Origin of the sequence: Pandoraea sp. PE-S2R-1 (assembly GCF_002179865.1) — a bacterium.
GTDB lineage: Bacteria > Pseudomonadota > Gammaproteobacteria > Burkholderiales > Burkholderiaceae > Pandoraea.
In genome coordinates this window covers 947,810-961,592 of record NZ_NGUR01000015.1, presented here as the reverse complement: position 1 = coordinate 961,592, position 13,783 = coordinate 947,810, and the positions used below count along the sequence as shown (strand labels likewise).

Annotated in this window: 12 protein-coding genes; 8 read left to right on the top strand and 4 right to left on the bottom strand. The window is 63.0% G+C overall.

Annotation, left to right across the window (positions count from 1 at the left end; translation table 11 throughout):
* The first annotated feature begins 132 nt into the window (after positions 1–132).
* Positions 133–534 carry a PaaI family thioesterase gene (locus tag CDV44_RS21830; protein WP_087690431.1) on the top strand — a complete coding sequence of 134 codons (402 nt, stop codon included), beginning with the start codon at positions 133–135 and terminating at the stop codon, positions 532–534.
* A gap of 55 nt (positions 535–589) precedes the next feature.
* Positions 590–1,438, top strand: coding sequence for a patatin-like phospholipase family protein (locus CDV44_RS21825; RefSeq protein ID WP_087690429.1), 849 nt, complete (start codon positions 590–592; stop codon positions 1,436–1,438).
* A 139-nt stretch (positions 1,439–1,577) separates the two neighbouring features.
* Here the strand turns inward: CDV44_RS21825 and CDV44_RS21820 are convergent, their stop codons facing one another.
* The gene (locus tag CDV44_RS21820) at positions 1,578–2,588 is read right to left on the bottom strand and encodes a D-2-hydroxyacid dehydrogenase family protein (RefSeq protein ID WP_058376767.1); all 1,011 of its coding nucleotides are present in this window, start codon (positions 2,586–2,588) and stop codon (positions 1,578–1,580) included.
* Between the two features lie 580 nt (positions 2,589–3,168).
* Here CDV44_RS21820 and CDV44_RS21815 point away from each other — a divergent pair.
* The 3 genes from CDV44_RS21815 (at position 3,169) to CDV44_RS21805 (ending at position 6,005) form a co-directional block, all read left to right on the top strand.
* Positions 3,169–5,049, top strand: coding sequence for a phosphoenolpyruvate carboxykinase (GTP) (locus CDV44_RS21815; RefSeq protein ID WP_249277648.1), 1,881 nt, complete (start codon positions 3,169–3,171; stop codon positions 5,047–5,049).
* A 306-nt stretch (positions 5,050–5,355) separates the two neighbouring features.
* Positions 5,356–5,568: a DNA-binding protein gene (locus tag CDV44_RS21810; protein ID WP_141118784.1), complete on the top strand. Its 213-nt coding sequence runs from the start codon at positions 5,356–5,358 to the stop codon at positions 5,566–5,568.
* Between the two features lie 14 nt (positions 5,569–5,582).
* The gene (locus CDV44_RS21805) at positions 5,583–6,005 is read left to right on the top strand and encodes a type II toxin-antitoxin system VapC family toxin (protein WP_371328790.1); all 423 of its coding nucleotides are present in this window, start codon (positions 5,583–5,585) and stop codon (positions 6,003–6,005) included.
* A 24-nt stretch (positions 6,006–6,029) separates the two neighbouring features.
* Here the strand turns inward: CDV44_RS21805 and CDV44_RS21800 are convergent, their stop codons facing one another.
* On the bottom strand, positions 6,030–6,662 hold the full coding sequence (locus tag CDV44_RS21800) for a response regulator transcription factor (RefSeq protein WP_058376770.1): 633 nt from the start codon (positions 6,660–6,662) through the stop codon (positions 6,030–6,032).
* Complete coding sequence (locus CDV44_RS21795) at positions 6,659–8,041, bottom strand: cache domain-containing protein (RefSeq protein ID WP_087690423.1); 1,383 nt, start codon at positions 8,039–8,041, stop codon at positions 6,659–6,661. The genes CDV44_RS21800 and CDV44_RS21795 overlap by 4 nt, the downstream gene beginning before the upstream one ends.
* Before the next feature lie 276 nt (positions 8,042–8,317).
* Between CDV44_RS21795 and CDV44_RS21790 the strand changes: the two genes are divergently transcribed.
* Positions 8,318–10,384, top strand: a complete 2,067-nt coding sequence (locus CDV44_RS21790) for a carbon starvation CstA family protein (protein ID WP_087690421.1) — start codon at positions 8,318–8,320, stop codon at positions 10,382–10,384.
* A 102-nt stretch (positions 10,385–10,486) separates the two neighbouring features.
* Positions 10,487–10,684 (top strand): YbdD/YjiX family protein, encoded by a 198-nt coding sequence (locus tag CDV44_RS21785; RefSeq protein ID WP_058376773.1) that lies wholly within the window; start codon positions 10,487–10,489, stop codon positions 10,682–10,684.
* 16 nt (positions 10,685–10,700) lie between these two features.
* Here CDV44_RS21785 and hemN read toward each other — a convergent pair whose 3' ends face one another.
* Positions 10,701–12,278, bottom strand: a complete 1,578-nt coding sequence (gene hemN / locus CDV44_RS21780) for an oxygen-independent coproporphyrinogen III oxidase (RefSeq protein WP_371328789.1) — start codon at positions 12,276–12,278, stop codon at positions 10,701–10,703.
* Between the two features lie 479 nt (positions 12,279–12,757).
* Here hemN and CDV44_RS21775 point away from each other — a divergent pair, with 479 nt between their 5' ends.
* Positions 12,758–13,726 (top strand): LysR family transcriptional regulator, encoded by a 969-nt coding sequence (locus CDV44_RS21775; RefSeq protein ID WP_058380007.1) that lies wholly within the window; start codon positions 12,758–12,760, stop codon positions 13,724–13,726.
* The last annotated feature ends 57 nt before the right edge of the window (positions 13,727–13,783 follow it).

The window sequence follows — 13,783 nt, the reverse complement described above, 5'->3', positions numbered from 1 at the left end:
GAAGCGCCATCAAAAGGCGCTTGCGCCACCCCTCACCGGGTGGCGCTTTTGTTTTGGGGCACGGGGTCTATCCGGATGGGGCTATCATCGTCGTCACGAACTCAACAATCACAAACGACAAGGATGATCAGGATGGAGCTGGTGCAAGCGCAGAAGATGCTCGAAGAACTCGTCTCGCCCTGGGTGCGGCAACTGAATTTGCAGGTCGTAGCGACGGGCGCCGAGCAAAGCGAATTGCGTCTGCCGTTCGACGCGGCGTTCAAACATGGCGGCGGCGTCATCTGCGGTCAGGTGTTCATGGCGGTGGCCGATACGGCGATGGTCGTGGCGTTGTCGGCGGCGCTTGGCGGCTTTCAACCGATGACGACGGTCACGTTGAACACGCAGTTCATGCGCCCCGTCACTGAGGGCGATCTGCGCGTGATCGCGCGCATTCTGCGCCGGGGCAAGAATCTGGTGTTCGGCGAAATCGAGATTTTCGACGCGTCCGGAAAGATGGCGGTGCACGCGACCACGACGTATGCGTTGCTCTGAGCGCGAACGCGCCAGACTTAACGGCACGGCGGACTGACGGAGCAGGGAGGCTACGGTGTTCGATCAGATCGTATTTGCCGGCGGCGGCAATCGCTGCTGGTGGCAGGCGGGATTCTGGGAGCGGGTGACGCGCGAGGTGCCGTTGCGACCGCGCGTCATTGCCGGTATTTCGGCTGGGGCGGCCACGGCCTGCATGCTGCACATGCGCGCGTCGGACTGGGTGATGGATTACTACCGGCAAGCGCTCGCCGGCAATCGCAAGAACGCCTATTGGGGCAACCTGCTGCGGCGCGAGCGCGTGTTTCCGCATTACCGGATTTACCGTCAGGCATTGCTCGACATTTACGACGGTCAGTTGGAGAAGCTCGCCACCGGGCCGGAGATTCGCGTGGGGGTTTCACATATCCCGCGTTGGCTCGGGCCGAGATCGGCGACGGCGGCGGGGCTCGTGGCATACAACATCGATAAACACGTGCGGCGCACGTTGCACCCGACACTTGCGAGGCAGTTGGGGTTTCGACCCGAGTTTGTCCGGGCGCAGGATTGTGCGACGACGTCGGATCTGGCCGATCTGATGTTGCAGTCGTCGTGCACGCCGCCGTTCACGCCGATCTTGCGGCGAGGCGGCCGGGCGGTGCTCGATGGGGGCATGGTGGACAACGTGCCCGTCGATGCACTGGATGCGACGCCGGGGCAGGTGTTGGTGCTGGTGACGCGGTGCTATCCGCGGCCGCAAATTTTCACGCAACACCACGCGGGGCAGGACCGGCTGTACGTGCAGCCGTCAGTGCCGGTGCCGATCTCCAGTTGGGATTACACGCGGCCCGACATGATGGGGCCGGCGTATGACCTCGGCAGAAAGGATGGCGAGACGTTCCTGCGCCATCTGGAGACGCTGGGGTAACGGGAATCGGGTGGTAGAGCGGATAGCGGGCTGGTAGCGGGTAGCGGGTAACGGGGCAGTTCACCGCGCTGCGCGACGGCGTTGCCGGGTTCGTCAGACTTGCTGAATCTGCCGAACCCGATGCCAGATTGCCGTTCGCTTAACGCCCGAAACCCAGCAACGCGGCCGGGTTCGCGACATGCGCGCGGTCGCCGTTCAGGAAGTCGACGATGTTCTGGAACGCCACCCGGAAGTACAGCTCGTAGCTTTCGTGCTCGACGTAGCCGATGTGCGGCGTGCAGACGCAGTTCTCGAGACGCAGCAGCGGGTTGCCTTGCAGAATCGGCTCGCTCTCGAAGACGTCGATGGCCGCCATGCCCGGGCGTCCGCGATTGAGCGCCGTGATGAGCCCGTTTTCTTCCACCAGTTCGGCGCGGCTCGTGTTCACGAAGAGCGCCGTCGGCTTCATCTGCTGAAGGTCTTCGAGTTTGACGATGTGACGCGTCTCGTCGTTCAGGCGCAGATGCACCGAGAGCACATCGCTTTGCGTGAAGAGTTCTTCCTTGCTGTCTGCCACGCGCAGACCATCGGCCGCCGCCGCGGCGCGCGAGCCTTCACGACCCCACACCATCACTTCCATGCCGAAGGCTTTGGCGTAGCCCGCGACCAGCTTGCCGATCTTGCCGTAGCCCCAGAGGCCGAGCGTCTGACCGCGCAGCACCTGACCGAGACCGAAGTTCGGCGGCATGCTCGACGACTTCAGGCCCGACTGTTGCCAGGCACCGTGCTTGAGGCTGGAGACATATTGGGGAATGCGGCGCTGGGCCGCCATGATCAGCGCCCAGGTGAGTTCGGCGGGGGCGGTGGGGGAGCCGACCCCTTCGAGCACGGCCACACCGCGCGCGGTGCAGGCGTCGATGTCGATGTGATTGCCGGCGCGTCCGGTCTGACTGATGACGCGCAGACGCGGCAGTTTGTCGATGAGCTGGGCGGTGATTGCCGTGCGTTCGCGAATCAGTACCAGCACCTCGGCTTCGCCGATACGGGCGCTGAGCTGGCCGACGCCCTTGACAGTGTTATTGAAGACTTTGACGTCGTGTCCGGCGAGCAGGGAAAAACAGTCGAGCTTGCGAACGGCATCCTGATAGTCGTCGAGAATGGCAATTTTCATGGCAAAGCGTAATCGGTTCCGCGCCCGGCTTGTGGGCCGCGCGCTGACGTAACAGTTGTCGGAGGCCGCCATGTTCGGCGGGCGCACTGGTCGTTGACTCGGCTGGCGCCTATCCGGCAAAACCCGGACAAAAACCGGGCAAAACCCGCACCAGCCTTGTTGCGACGCAGCACCGGCGCGATTTGCGCGGTGGTATGCTGACGCCTCGTTTTGCATAGTATGGCAGGTGTCCTGGCAACCATGGCGAAACCGCCCAAACACGATGGCAAAAAATCGAACCCACCCCGCAAAAACAAGTCGGAACCGGTGAGCGAGACGCCTGCTGCGCACCTACCCGTGCGCATGTTGCCCCCTGCCTTCCCGCGTGTGCCGCACGTTTTGCGACATGCTCAATATTTCACGCGGCCCGTGCCGGTGGGCGCCGGAATTTCCGGTGCACATGGCAAGCGTCGGGACCTTGTCGTGCGTCCGGTATCCCCAACCGGTCGTGCTGTCCCGGCGTGCCGACACCCAGCGGTGCCCGCGCGACGAACGCCCTGCGTTCGCCCCGATTTACCGACTCTGCATGGAGACAACCCCCATGACGCAAGCCAGTAGCGCGAGCGCGCTCAATTCCTCCTCGTCCAATGTCGTCACACGTGATCTGCCCTCGTGGGTGCGTCACCGCAAGCTCATCGACTGGGTCACGCAGATCGCTGCGATTACCCAGCCCGCGCGCGTCGTGTGGTGCGATGGTTCGCAAGAGGAATATGACCGTCTGTGCGAACAGATGGTCGCCGCCGGTACGATGAAGCGGCTCAACCCGGCCAAGCGCCCCAACTCGTTCCTCGCGCTGTCCGATCCGTCGGACGTCGCCCGTGTGGAAGACCGCACGTTCATCTGTAGCGAGAAGCGCGAAGACGCCGGCCCCACCAATCACTGGATCGATCCGCGCGAGATGCGCACCACGCTCGACGGCCTGTTCGAAGGCTGCATGCGCGGGCGCACGATGTATGTGGTGCCGTTCTCGATGGGCCCGCTGGGTTCGCCCATCGCGCACATCGGCGTGGAACTGTCGGATACGCCGTACGTGGCCGTGAACATGCGCATCATGACGCGCATGGGCCGCGCGGTGTACGACGTGCTCGGCGACGACGGCGAATTCGTGCCGTGCGTGCACACCGTGGGCAAGCCGTTGGCCGATGGCGAGAAGGATGTTGCCTGGCCGTGCAACAACACCAAGTACATCGTTCACTTCCCTGAAACGCGCGAGATCTGGAGCTACGGCTCGGGCTACGGCGGCAATGCGCTGCTGGGCAAGAAGTGCTTTGCGCTGCGTATCGCGTCGAAGATGGGCCGCGACGAGGGCTGGCTGGCCGAGCACATGCTGATCCTCGGCGTGACCTCGCCGCAGGGCAAGAAGTACCACGTGGCTGCCGCGTTTCCGTCGGCCTGCGGCAAGACGAACTTCGCGATGCTGATTCCGCCGAAGGGTTTCGAGGGCTGGAAGGTCGAGACCATCGGTGACGACATCGCGTGGATCAAACCGGGCAAGGACGGCCGCCTGTATGCGATCAACCCAGAAGCCGGCTTCTTCGGTGTGGCCCCGGGCACGAGCCAGAAGACCAACCCGAACGCGCTCGCAACGCTTGGCGAGAACGTGATCTTCACCAACGTTGCGCTGACCGATGACGGCGATGTGTGGTGGGAAGGCCTGACGGACACGCCGCCGGCGCATCTGATCGACTGGCAGGGCAAGGACTGGACGCCGGAGAGCGCGAAGGAATCGGGCCGCAAGGCGGCGCATCCGAATTCGCGTTTCACCGCGCCGGCATCGCAATGTCCGTCGATTGATGCCGACTGGGAAAACCCGGCAGGCGTGGCCATCGATGCGTTCATCTTCGGCGGCCGTCGCTCGACGACCGTGCCGCTCGTGACCGAAGCGCGCGACTGGACGGAAGGCGTGTACATGGCCGCGACCATGGGCTCGGAGACCACCGCTGCGGCCGCCGGTCAGCAGGGCGTGGTGCGTCGCGACCCGTTCGCGATGCTGCCGTTCTGCGGCTACAACATGAGCGACTACTTCCAGCACTGGCTCGACACGGGCGCGCATCTCGACAAGACGGGTGCCACGCTGCCGAAGATCTATTGCGTGAACTGGTTCCGCAAGGGTGCCGACGGCAAGTTCGTGTGGCCGGGTTTCGGCGAGAACATGCGCGTGCTGGCATGGATGCTGGGGCGTATCGATGGGACGGCGCAAGGCGTGGAAAACGCGTTCGGCATCACGCCGCGCTACGAAGATCTGAATTGGGACGGCGTGTCGTTCACGCCGGCGCAGTTCGACGACGTGACGTCGATGGATCCGGCCGCGTGGCATGAAGAGCTGAAACTGCACGCCGAGCTGTTCGAGACGCTCAAGCACAACCTGCCGCAAGCGCTGCTCGATACGAAGGCAGATATCGAGCGCCGGTTGAAGGCGTGAGTCATCAGGCGTTAGTGGCGGAAGCTGTCGAACGAGGGTGATGATTGCCTGACGATTGACGTGTCTCACCGCACACGCCGCTGTGCTATCAAACTATCCCGCCGAGGGAAACTTCGGCGGGATTTTTTATGGCTTTGTGAACTGTCCGAAAGGCTTGCCAGACGCGGTTTTCAGCGACTTCTGGCGTGTTTGCGGTGATAGCATTTCCTCCGTGGTCTGCAACGGATCACGAGGATCTTTTACGAAGAAAAGGAAATGCGCATGTCAAAGAAAACGTCTGTCAGAAAGTCTTCCATGAAGGGAAAAATGCCTATGCACACCATGGTGATCGACGGCATCGATGAACCGCTCATGCGGTCGATCAGGTCGCGCGCCGCCTTGCATGGCAGAACGCCCAAGGAAGAAGTGTGGTCGATTCTTGATAACGTCGCGCGCCGGCCGGGATTCCGGTCGCTCGACGAAGCGATCCTGAATTTTCCGAACGTCGGGCTCGACAGTGATTTCGAGCGCATCAACTGAGTCAATCGAGGGAAATGATGTATCTGCTTGACACCAACGTCGTCAGCGAATGCCGAAAGTCCAATGGAGGGGACGTCGGCGTTCAGCGCTTCATTCGCCGGGCGATCCGCAACAACCATCCCCGTTTTCTGTCGGTAATCACGTTAGGCGAGTTGCACCGCGGTGCGCGCGTGCTTCGTCACCGAAACGACGTCGTTCAGGCATCACTCGTGGAGAGTTGGATTGAATCGGTGAAGCGCGATCATGACGGACAAATCCTGTCGATCGACCAGACCATCTGCTACGAATGGGCCCGCTTGCGTGTGCCTCGACAGGAGCACGCCATCGACAAGCTGATCGCGACGACGGCGTTGGTCCACAGGTTGGTTGTCGTCACACGTAACGTCAAGGATTTCACCGATACCGGTGTGGAGGTGCACAACCCGTTTTTGCACTGACGAGTAAGACGATTAGCCTCCTCCTTACAGCCGATTCTCCACCGCAAACTTGATCAACTCCGCTTGCCCCTCGATACCGAGCTTGCGTTTGATGTTGAGTCGATGGGTTTCGACGGTGCGCACCGACAGGTCCATTTCCGTGGCGATCTGCTTGTTGGCCAGCCCGCGTGCGATGAGCGTCAGAATTTCGCGCTCGCGCGGTGTGAGCGAGTCGATGGGGCCATGCGATGTCGACGCCTGCACGACGCGTGCCGCGATCGCTGCGCTGTAATACGCCTCGCCTTTCGCCACGCGCTCGATCGCCGTCACGATTTCATGCGCCGGGGCATCCTTGAGCACATAACCACGCGCACCGGCACGCACCGCCTGACGTACATACTCAGCGTTGTCGTGCATCGACAGAATCAACACGGCGATGTGCGGAAACTGTTCGCGAAACTGCGCTGTCAATTCAATGCCATTGGTGCCGCGCATGCTGATGTCCATCAGCGCCAGATCTGGCGATGCCGTCTTGGCCCGTGCCAGCGCTTCCGCCGCATTGCCGGCTTCACCGACAACTTGCAGATTGGGCGCTGCATCGAAGCGCGCGCGCAAACCGTCGCGCACGAGTGGATGATCGTCGATCAGCAACAAACGGATAGGGTGAACTTGAGTCATTGGCGTGAAGCGTTGAGCGCCGCTTTAGCGGCAGCGGGCGTGAGCGGCACCCACGCGCTGATGGTAGTGAGGCCGGGCCACGATTGAATGCCGAGCGCACCGCCGACGGCATCAAGCCGCTCGCGCATATTGCGCAAGCCGATGCCGTGACGCGGGTCGTGGTGCACGTCGGTGACGTCGAAACCGCGGCCGTCGTCGGCAATCGACAAGTGGATACCTTCCGCTTTGAACACCAGCAATATCGACACGCGCGACGCGTTCGCATGCCGCTCGATATTGGTGAGCGCTTCCTGCGCAATGCGGAAGAGCATGGTCTTGATGTTGTCATCCAGTGCCGGGGCCTCGCCCTCGACGTGCATCTCGACCGGCAAACCCGCATGTGAGCCGAACTCGCGTGCGAGTTGGTCGATGGCAGCAGCGACGCCAAGATCGTCGAGCATCGCGGGACGCAGCGCCTGCGAAATTCGCCGCACTTCGCCGAGCGTGCCGTTCAGTCGCTCAATCGCCACGCCAAGCGTCGTGCTCGCCGCCGCAGGCGAGCCCGGCAGGCGCATCGACGCCGATTCGAGCAACAACTTGACCGAGACGAGCAACTGGCTGATGCCGTCGTGTAACTCACGCGAAATACGAGAGCGTTCGACTTCCTGCGATTCCACAACCTGCCGTGCCAGTTGGCGCAACTTGGCGTCAGCCGTTTTCAACTCGGTGATGTTCACGACCAGACCGCAGAGCCCGACGATTGCCAGACACGTCGAGGCAATCATCGTGATCCAGATTAGCGTGCGGTCGATGTTGCTCTGTGCGCGCTCGTCGGACTGACGCAGCGTGGCCTCCACGTCATCGAGATAAATGCCGGTGCCGATCATCCAGCGCCAGCGCGGCAGCGCAATCACGTAGCTCAGTTTGGGTGCCGTCTGCCCCAGCGATGGCTTCTCCCACGGGTACTGCACATAGCCCCCGCCAGCACTTGCCGCTGCAATCAATCGCTGAATCGTCGGCGCACCTTCCGGGTCCTTGAGCGACCACAGGTTGTGACCGACCAGTTCGGGCTGACGCGGGTGCATCAGGCTGTTGCCTTCGAGATCGTAGACGAAGAAGTAACCGTCTTTGCCGAACTCCATACGGGCAAGCGTGGCGAGTGCGTCTGCGCGTGCGGCCGGCGTGTCCGGGCCGTTGTAGAACGGCTCGATGGCGTTGCGCGCCAGCCCGACGTAATGCAGCAGCTCGGCGCGCTTGTTGGCAAGCGAAGCGGTCTGCACCGCCTCGTGCTGCGCACGTGCCAATTCATTGCCCTGATAGCGCACGGCGAGGGCGATGGCGACCATCGCGAGGGCAGCCGGCAGCAGGGCCAGCACGAAAAATTTCTGTCGGAGATTCATGACGTTCAAGAGCCTGCAAGGCCGCTTTTTAGCGGCATTCGCTACGTATTATCACGTAGTGTGCCTGCGTAGTTTCGCGCTTGTGGCACGTCAGGCAAACGCCAATACTACACGGCGAATCGTGCCCTGGTTGCTATCAGACCCTCGCTTCAAGAGGGCCATGCCTTGCGCCACGCTTCGCGACATCGACACGATGTCAAAAAACAAAGGCGGGACCGCGCTGACACGGCACAGTCCCGGGTCGCTGCCCTAAGGAGGCAGTTCCGAGGAGAGACAATGAATCGAATCTGGCAACAACTGCCCTGGGCAGCGGTGGCCGTCGTCGGCGCGTGCGCGCTCGGCACGGTCGCCCTATCGCGCGGCGAAACCATCAGCGCACTCTGGATCGTGATCGCAGCCATCTGCGTTTATCTGATCGCTTACCGCTTCTACAGCAAGTTCATCGCAACGCGTGTCGCGCAACTCGACGGCTCGCGCATGACGCCGGCATGGCGTCACAACGACGGCCTCGACTACGTCCCGACCAACAAGTACGTGCTGTTCGGTCACCACTTTGCCGCGATTGCCGGTGCGGGCCCGCTGGTCGGTCCCGTGCTCGCCGCGCAGATGGGGTACCTGCCGGGCATGTTGTGGATTCTCGCCGGCGTGGTTTTCGCCGGTGCCGTGCAGGACTTCATGGTCCTGTTCATCTCCACGCGTCGCGACGGCCGCTCGCTGGGCGATCTCGTGAAGTCGGAACTCGGCATGATCCCCGGTGTGATCGCGCTCTTCGGTGCGTTCCTCATCATGATCATCATTCTCGCGGTGCTCGCGCTGATCGTAGTCAAGGCGCTCGCGGGTTCGCCCTGGGGCACGTTCACGGTCGGTCTCACGATTCCGATCGCGCTGTTCATGGGCGTCTACACGCGCTTCATTCGCCCGGGCCGTATCGGTGAAGTGTCGATCATCGGCTTCATCGGGCTGATGGCCGCGATCTACTTCGGCCAAAGCGTGCATGACAGTGCTACGCTCGCGCCGCTGTTCACGTTCGACGGCAAGCAACTCACGTGGATGCTCATCGGCTACGGTTTCGTCGCCTCGGTGCTGCCGGTGTGGCTGCTGCTCGCGCCGCGCGATTACCTCTCGACATTCCTGAAGATCGGCACGATCCTCGCGCTCGCCATCGGCATTCTGGTGGTCGCGCCCGAGCTGAAAATGCCCGCGCTCACGAAGTTCGTCGACGGCAGCGGCCCGGTCTGGTCGGGCAAGCTGTTCCCGTTCCTCTTCATCACGATTGCGTGCGGGGCCGTCTCGGGTTTCCATGCGCTGATCTCTTCGGGCACCACGCCGAAGCTGCTCGATAACGAAGTCAATGCGCGCCTGATCGGCTATGGCGGCATGCTGATGGAATCGTTCGTCGCCATCATGGCGCTGGTCGCCGCATCGGTGATCGATCCGGGTGTGTACTTCGCCATGAACAGCCCGGCCGCCGTGATCGGCACGACGCCGGAAGCCGTGGCGCAAGTCGTCTCGGGCTGGGGCTTCTCGATCACGCCGGATGTGCTCACCGCGACCGCCAAGGCCGTGGGCGAGAACACCATCATCTCGCGTGCAGGCGGCGCACCGACGCTGGCCGTCGGCATGGCGCACATCCTGCATCAGGTGGTGGGCGGCGAAGCGATGATGGCCTTCTGGTATCACTTCGCAATTCTGTTCGAAGCGCTGTTCATTCTGACGGCTGTCGATGCAGGCACGCGCGCCGGCCGCTTCATGCTGCAAGACCTGCTCGGCACCTTCGTGCCCGCACTCAAGCGCACCGAGTCGCTGCCCGCCAACCTGATCGCCACGGCACTGTGCGTGGCGGCGTGGGGTTACTTCCTGTATCAGGGCGTGGTCGACCCGCTGGGCGGTATCAACACGCTGTGGCCGTTGTTCGGTATCTCGAACCAGATGCTGGCCGCGATTGCGCTGATGCTGGCCACCTGCGTGCTGTTCAAGCTCAAGCGCGAGCGCTTCGCCTGGGTGACGATTCTGCCCACGGTGTGGCTGCTCGCCTGCACGCTGACCGCCGGCTGGCAGAAGATGTTCGATCCGGATCCGAAGGTCGGCTTCCTGGCGCACGCGGCCAAGTATCAGGCAGCACTCGCCGATGGCAAGCTGCTCGCCCCGGCCAAGTCGGTCGCGCAGATGCAGCAGATCGTGTTCAACGACTACGTGGACGCCACGCTTGCCGGTGTGTTCATGTTCGTCGTGGTGGCGGTAGTGCTGTTCGGCTTGCGCACCATCATGCTCGCCCGTCGCGCCAACAAGCCGACGGCCAGCGAAACGCCGTTCGAACCGATGCCGTCAGGCCAGCGAGTCTGACGCAGTGCAGATCCCGACGGCGGACTACGAGTTCGCCTCGGGATCGCTGCTGAAATGACTGACGGAATTAGTGACGGAATTAGTGATTAAGCAGGAGTCGCCATGTTTGAAGATGTCGGCAAGATGGGACGCTATCTGGGGCAGAGTCTGCGGTTGATGGTCGGTCTGCCCGATTACGGCACCTACGTGGCACACATGCAGGCCACCCATCCGGACAAGCCGGTCATGGACTACGAGGCGTTCTTCCGTGAACGTCAGGAGGCACGCTACGGCGGCAAGAGCGGCGGGCGCTGCTGCTAACGTTGCTTTCGGCGCCTCACATCACCTTCGCGCACCGCGCATTCGCCGCGCTGCGCCGATAGCTGTCGAAGACCTGTGCGATGACGCGCACCAGCAACCGTCCGGCGGGAAGTACGCGCAAGCCGCGCGCATCGATGGCGACGAGACCGTCTTCAGCGAGGTCGGCCAACTCACCCAGTTCCGCTGCGAAATACGCCACGAAGTCGATGTCGTGCGTCTGCTCGATCGCCTCGAAGTTCAGCGACATATGGCACATCAGGCGCGAGATGACGTCGCGCCGCAGCCGGTCGTCGTCGGTGAGCCGCACGCCTCGTGTAATCGCCAATCCGCCCGCATCGATAGCCTCGTAGTACGTCTTGAGGGTCTTGGCGTTCTGCGCGTAGCTGTCGCCTACGCGGCCGATGGACGACATGCCCACACCGATCAGATCGCAATCGGCGCGCGTGCTATAGCCCTGAAAATTCCGATGCAACGTGCCCGCCGCCTGTGCGCGGGCGAGTTCGTCGTCGGGGCGGGCGAAGTGGTCCATGCCGATGTAGACGTAACCCGCTGCGGTCAGCCGCGCGATGATCGTCTGCAACAACGCCACTTTTTCCGGACCGGCCGGCAGGTCGTCGGGCAGACAGCGCTGCATCTTGAACTGTTGCGGCAGATGCGCGTAGCTGAATACCGACAGCCGTTCGGGCACCATCTCGATGACGGCATCGAGCGTCTTCGAGAACGACGCCGGTGTTTGATGCGGCAGCCCGTAAATCAGATCGAAATTGACCGAACGAATCCCGCAATCGCGCGCGGCGTGGAGCGTGGCTTCGACCAAGGCGCGCGGCTGCACGCGATGAATGGCCTGCTGCACGCGCGGATCGAAGTCCTGCACGCCAATCGACAGACGGTTGAAGCCAAGGGCACGTAGCGCGCGAATCGATGCGGGGCCGGCACTGCGCGGGTCGATTTCGATGGAATATTCCGCGCTGTCGTCCGGGGCCATCACGAACTGACGGCGGATGGCATCGACCAGCGACGCAATCTGTTCCAGCGAGAGAAACGTGGGGGTGCCGCCGCCCCAGTGCATCTGGGCGAGCGTGCGTCCGGCGCCGAGCAGCGACGCCTGACGGGCAATCTCGGTGTGCAGGCGCGCCACGTAGGCGTCGGCGTGCGCGCGATTGCCGGTGACGATCTTGGTGCAGGCGCAGTAAAAGCACACGGTGTCGCAGAACGGCACGTGCACGTAGAGCGAAAGCGGTTTGCCGGAGCGCTTGGACTGCGCCGCCGCGCGGGCGTAATCGCTTGCGCCGAAGTCGTCGTGGAATTGCAGTGCCGTCGGGTACGACGTGTAGCGCGGCCCGTTGACGTCGTAGCGGCCGAGCAGGCGGGCGTCGACGCGCAGCGGGAGCGTCTTCGACGCGGGCGGTGCAATGAGGGTGGATGCGTTTGCGGTGCCCGGTGCGGCGTTCGAGGAAGCGCCCAAGGAAGCGTCCAAGGAAGCGCCAGACCCACGCGAAGCGCAGGACGGACACGTCCCCTGACATTGGCGTTCGGTGGCGAGGGCAGGGGCGTCCTCGGCGCGTGGCGTCGACAGGGGGGGATGGGGTTGCATGACGAAGCCTGAAACGAGAGTGATGCCCCACTCTAGCCACGTGATGCCGGCCGAGCCGTGACCTGCGTCAAACCGTGCGCTCAAGCCCCGGAATTGCGACATTTGGTCGCATACGGCGCTTTTACAGGCCAAAACGGGGTCGGATGCGGGGCAAAAGCGCGATACCCGGGGCGCCTGTCAAGCGCACGCATGCACGCGCCGCATGGCAGAACTGCACCGGAATCATTGCCACGTCGGGCAAATTTCGGCTGCCTACGGTAAGCTAGCGCCTTATCGAAGTCCCCCGCCGCGTCGACGGCCCTGGCGGCACGTACGCGGCCCACTCCGGAAGGTTCCGGGGCGGCGGGCCAAGCGGTGCCCCGACGACCCGCTGCTACCCATCGGAAACGGTCGTAGGTAGCGGCAGGTTCGCCCCCATGCTCGCAGGTGCGCAATGCATCTTCGCCGGAACGACGCGGCACATCACGATTGGAAACAACATGGACCGTCTGCAATCGATGCGCGTTTTCGTCAAGGTGGCCGATAACGGGAGTTTTGCCCGTACCGCCGCTCAGATGGATCTGTCCGCCGCCGTGGTCACACGTCACGTCGCAGAACTGGAGTCGCATCTCGGCGTTCGCCTGCTCAACCGCACCACGCGCAGTCTCTCGCTCACCGGTGCCGGGCAGGTCTATCTGGAGCGCTGCCGGCAGATCATCGACGAAGTCGACGAGGCCGACGCACTGATCTCGAGCGCGTCACGCGATCCGAAGGGCACCCTGAAGGTCGTCGCCCCGGTGTCGTTCGGCTTGCGCAACCTCGCGCCGCTCATCAAGAAGTATCAGGAAATGCACCCGAAGGTCGTGGTCGACCTCACGCTCACCGATCGTGCGATCGATCTGGTCGAAGAAGGCTACGACTGCGGCATTCTGCTGACCCGCATGATCAACAGCGAAAGCCTGATCTCGCGGGTGCTCGCCGAGACGCGCGTGATGCTGTGCGCTTCGCCGGCCTACATTGCCGAACACGGTGAGCCGGTGACGCCGCAGGAACTGAGCGAACACGGCGTGCTGGGTCTGCCCAACGATTTCTGGAGTGATGATCGCGTGTTCTCGGGCCCGGAAGGCGAAGTGCGGGTGCGCGTGCAGAACAAGTTCATCTGCAACAACACGGCGCTGCTGCGTCAGTCGGTGCTGCTGGGGCACGGCATTGCGTTCCTGCCGTCGTATCTGGTGGGTAACGATGTCCGCGACGGCGATCTCGTCGCGCTGCTGCGCAACTTTACGCAAACGCCGATCGATGTCTCGCTCGTCTACCCGAGCCGCAAGTATTTGTCGGCCAAGACGCGTGGCTTCATCGACCTGACGGTCGAGTACTTCCGTCAGAACGAAGGCATCTCGGCCGCCGAGCGCTGGGTGCCGCCCAAGCTGCCGTCGCCGACCACGCCGAACGCCGAAATTCCGGTATGACGGCATGACAGTCTGAGCGGGCGCTCGCGCGCCCCAAAGCAAAACGGCCACTCCCGC

What these genes read in the sequence shown, in the direction of transcription:
- CDV44_RS21830 (WP_087690431.1), top strand. Translation starts at nt 133, where the DNA reads ATGGAGCTGGTGCAAGCGCAGAAGATGCTCGAAGAACTCGTCTCGCCC.
- CDV44_RS21820 (WP_058376767.1), bottom strand. Translation starts at nt 2,588, where the DNA reads ATGAAAATTGCCATTCTCGACGACTATCAGGATGCCGTTCGCAAGCTC.
- CDV44_RS21815 (WP_249277648.1), top strand. Translation starts at nt 3,169, where the DNA reads ATGACGCAAGCCAGTAGCGCGAGCGCGCTCAATTCCTCCTCGTCCAAT.
- CDV44_RS21810 (WP_141118784.1), top strand. Translation starts at nt 5,356, where the DNA reads ATGCCTATGCACACCATGGTGATCGACGGCATCGATGAACCGCTCATG.
- CDV44_RS21805 (WP_371328790.1), top strand. Translation starts at nt 5,583, where the DNA reads ATGATGTATCTGCTTGACACCAACGTCGTCAGCGAATGCCGAAAGTCC.
- CDV44_RS21800 (WP_058376770.1), bottom strand. Translation starts at nt 6,662, where the DNA reads ATGACTCAAGTTCACCCTATCCGTTTGTTGCTGATCGACGATCATCCA.
- CDV44_RS21795 (WP_087690423.1), bottom strand. Translation starts at nt 8,041, where the DNA reads ATGAATCTCCGACAGAAATTTTTCGTGCTGGCCCTGCTGCCGGCTGCC.
- CDV44_RS21790 (WP_087690421.1), top strand. Translation starts at nt 8,318, where the DNA reads ATGAATCGAATCTGGCAACAACTGCCCTGGGCAGCGGTGGCCGTCGTC.
- CDV44_RS21785 (WP_058376773.1), top strand. Translation starts at nt 10,487, where the DNA reads ATGTTTGAAGATGTCGGCAAGATGGGACGCTATCTGGGGCAGAGTCTG.
- hemN (WP_371328789.1), bottom strand. Translation starts at nt 12,278, where the DNA reads ATGCAACCCCATCCCCCCCTGTCGACGCCACGCGCCGAGGACGCCCCT.
- CDV44_RS21775 (WP_058380007.1), top strand. Translation starts at nt 12,758, where the DNA reads ATGGACCGTCTGCAATCGATGCGCGTTTTCGTCAAGGTGGCCGATAAC.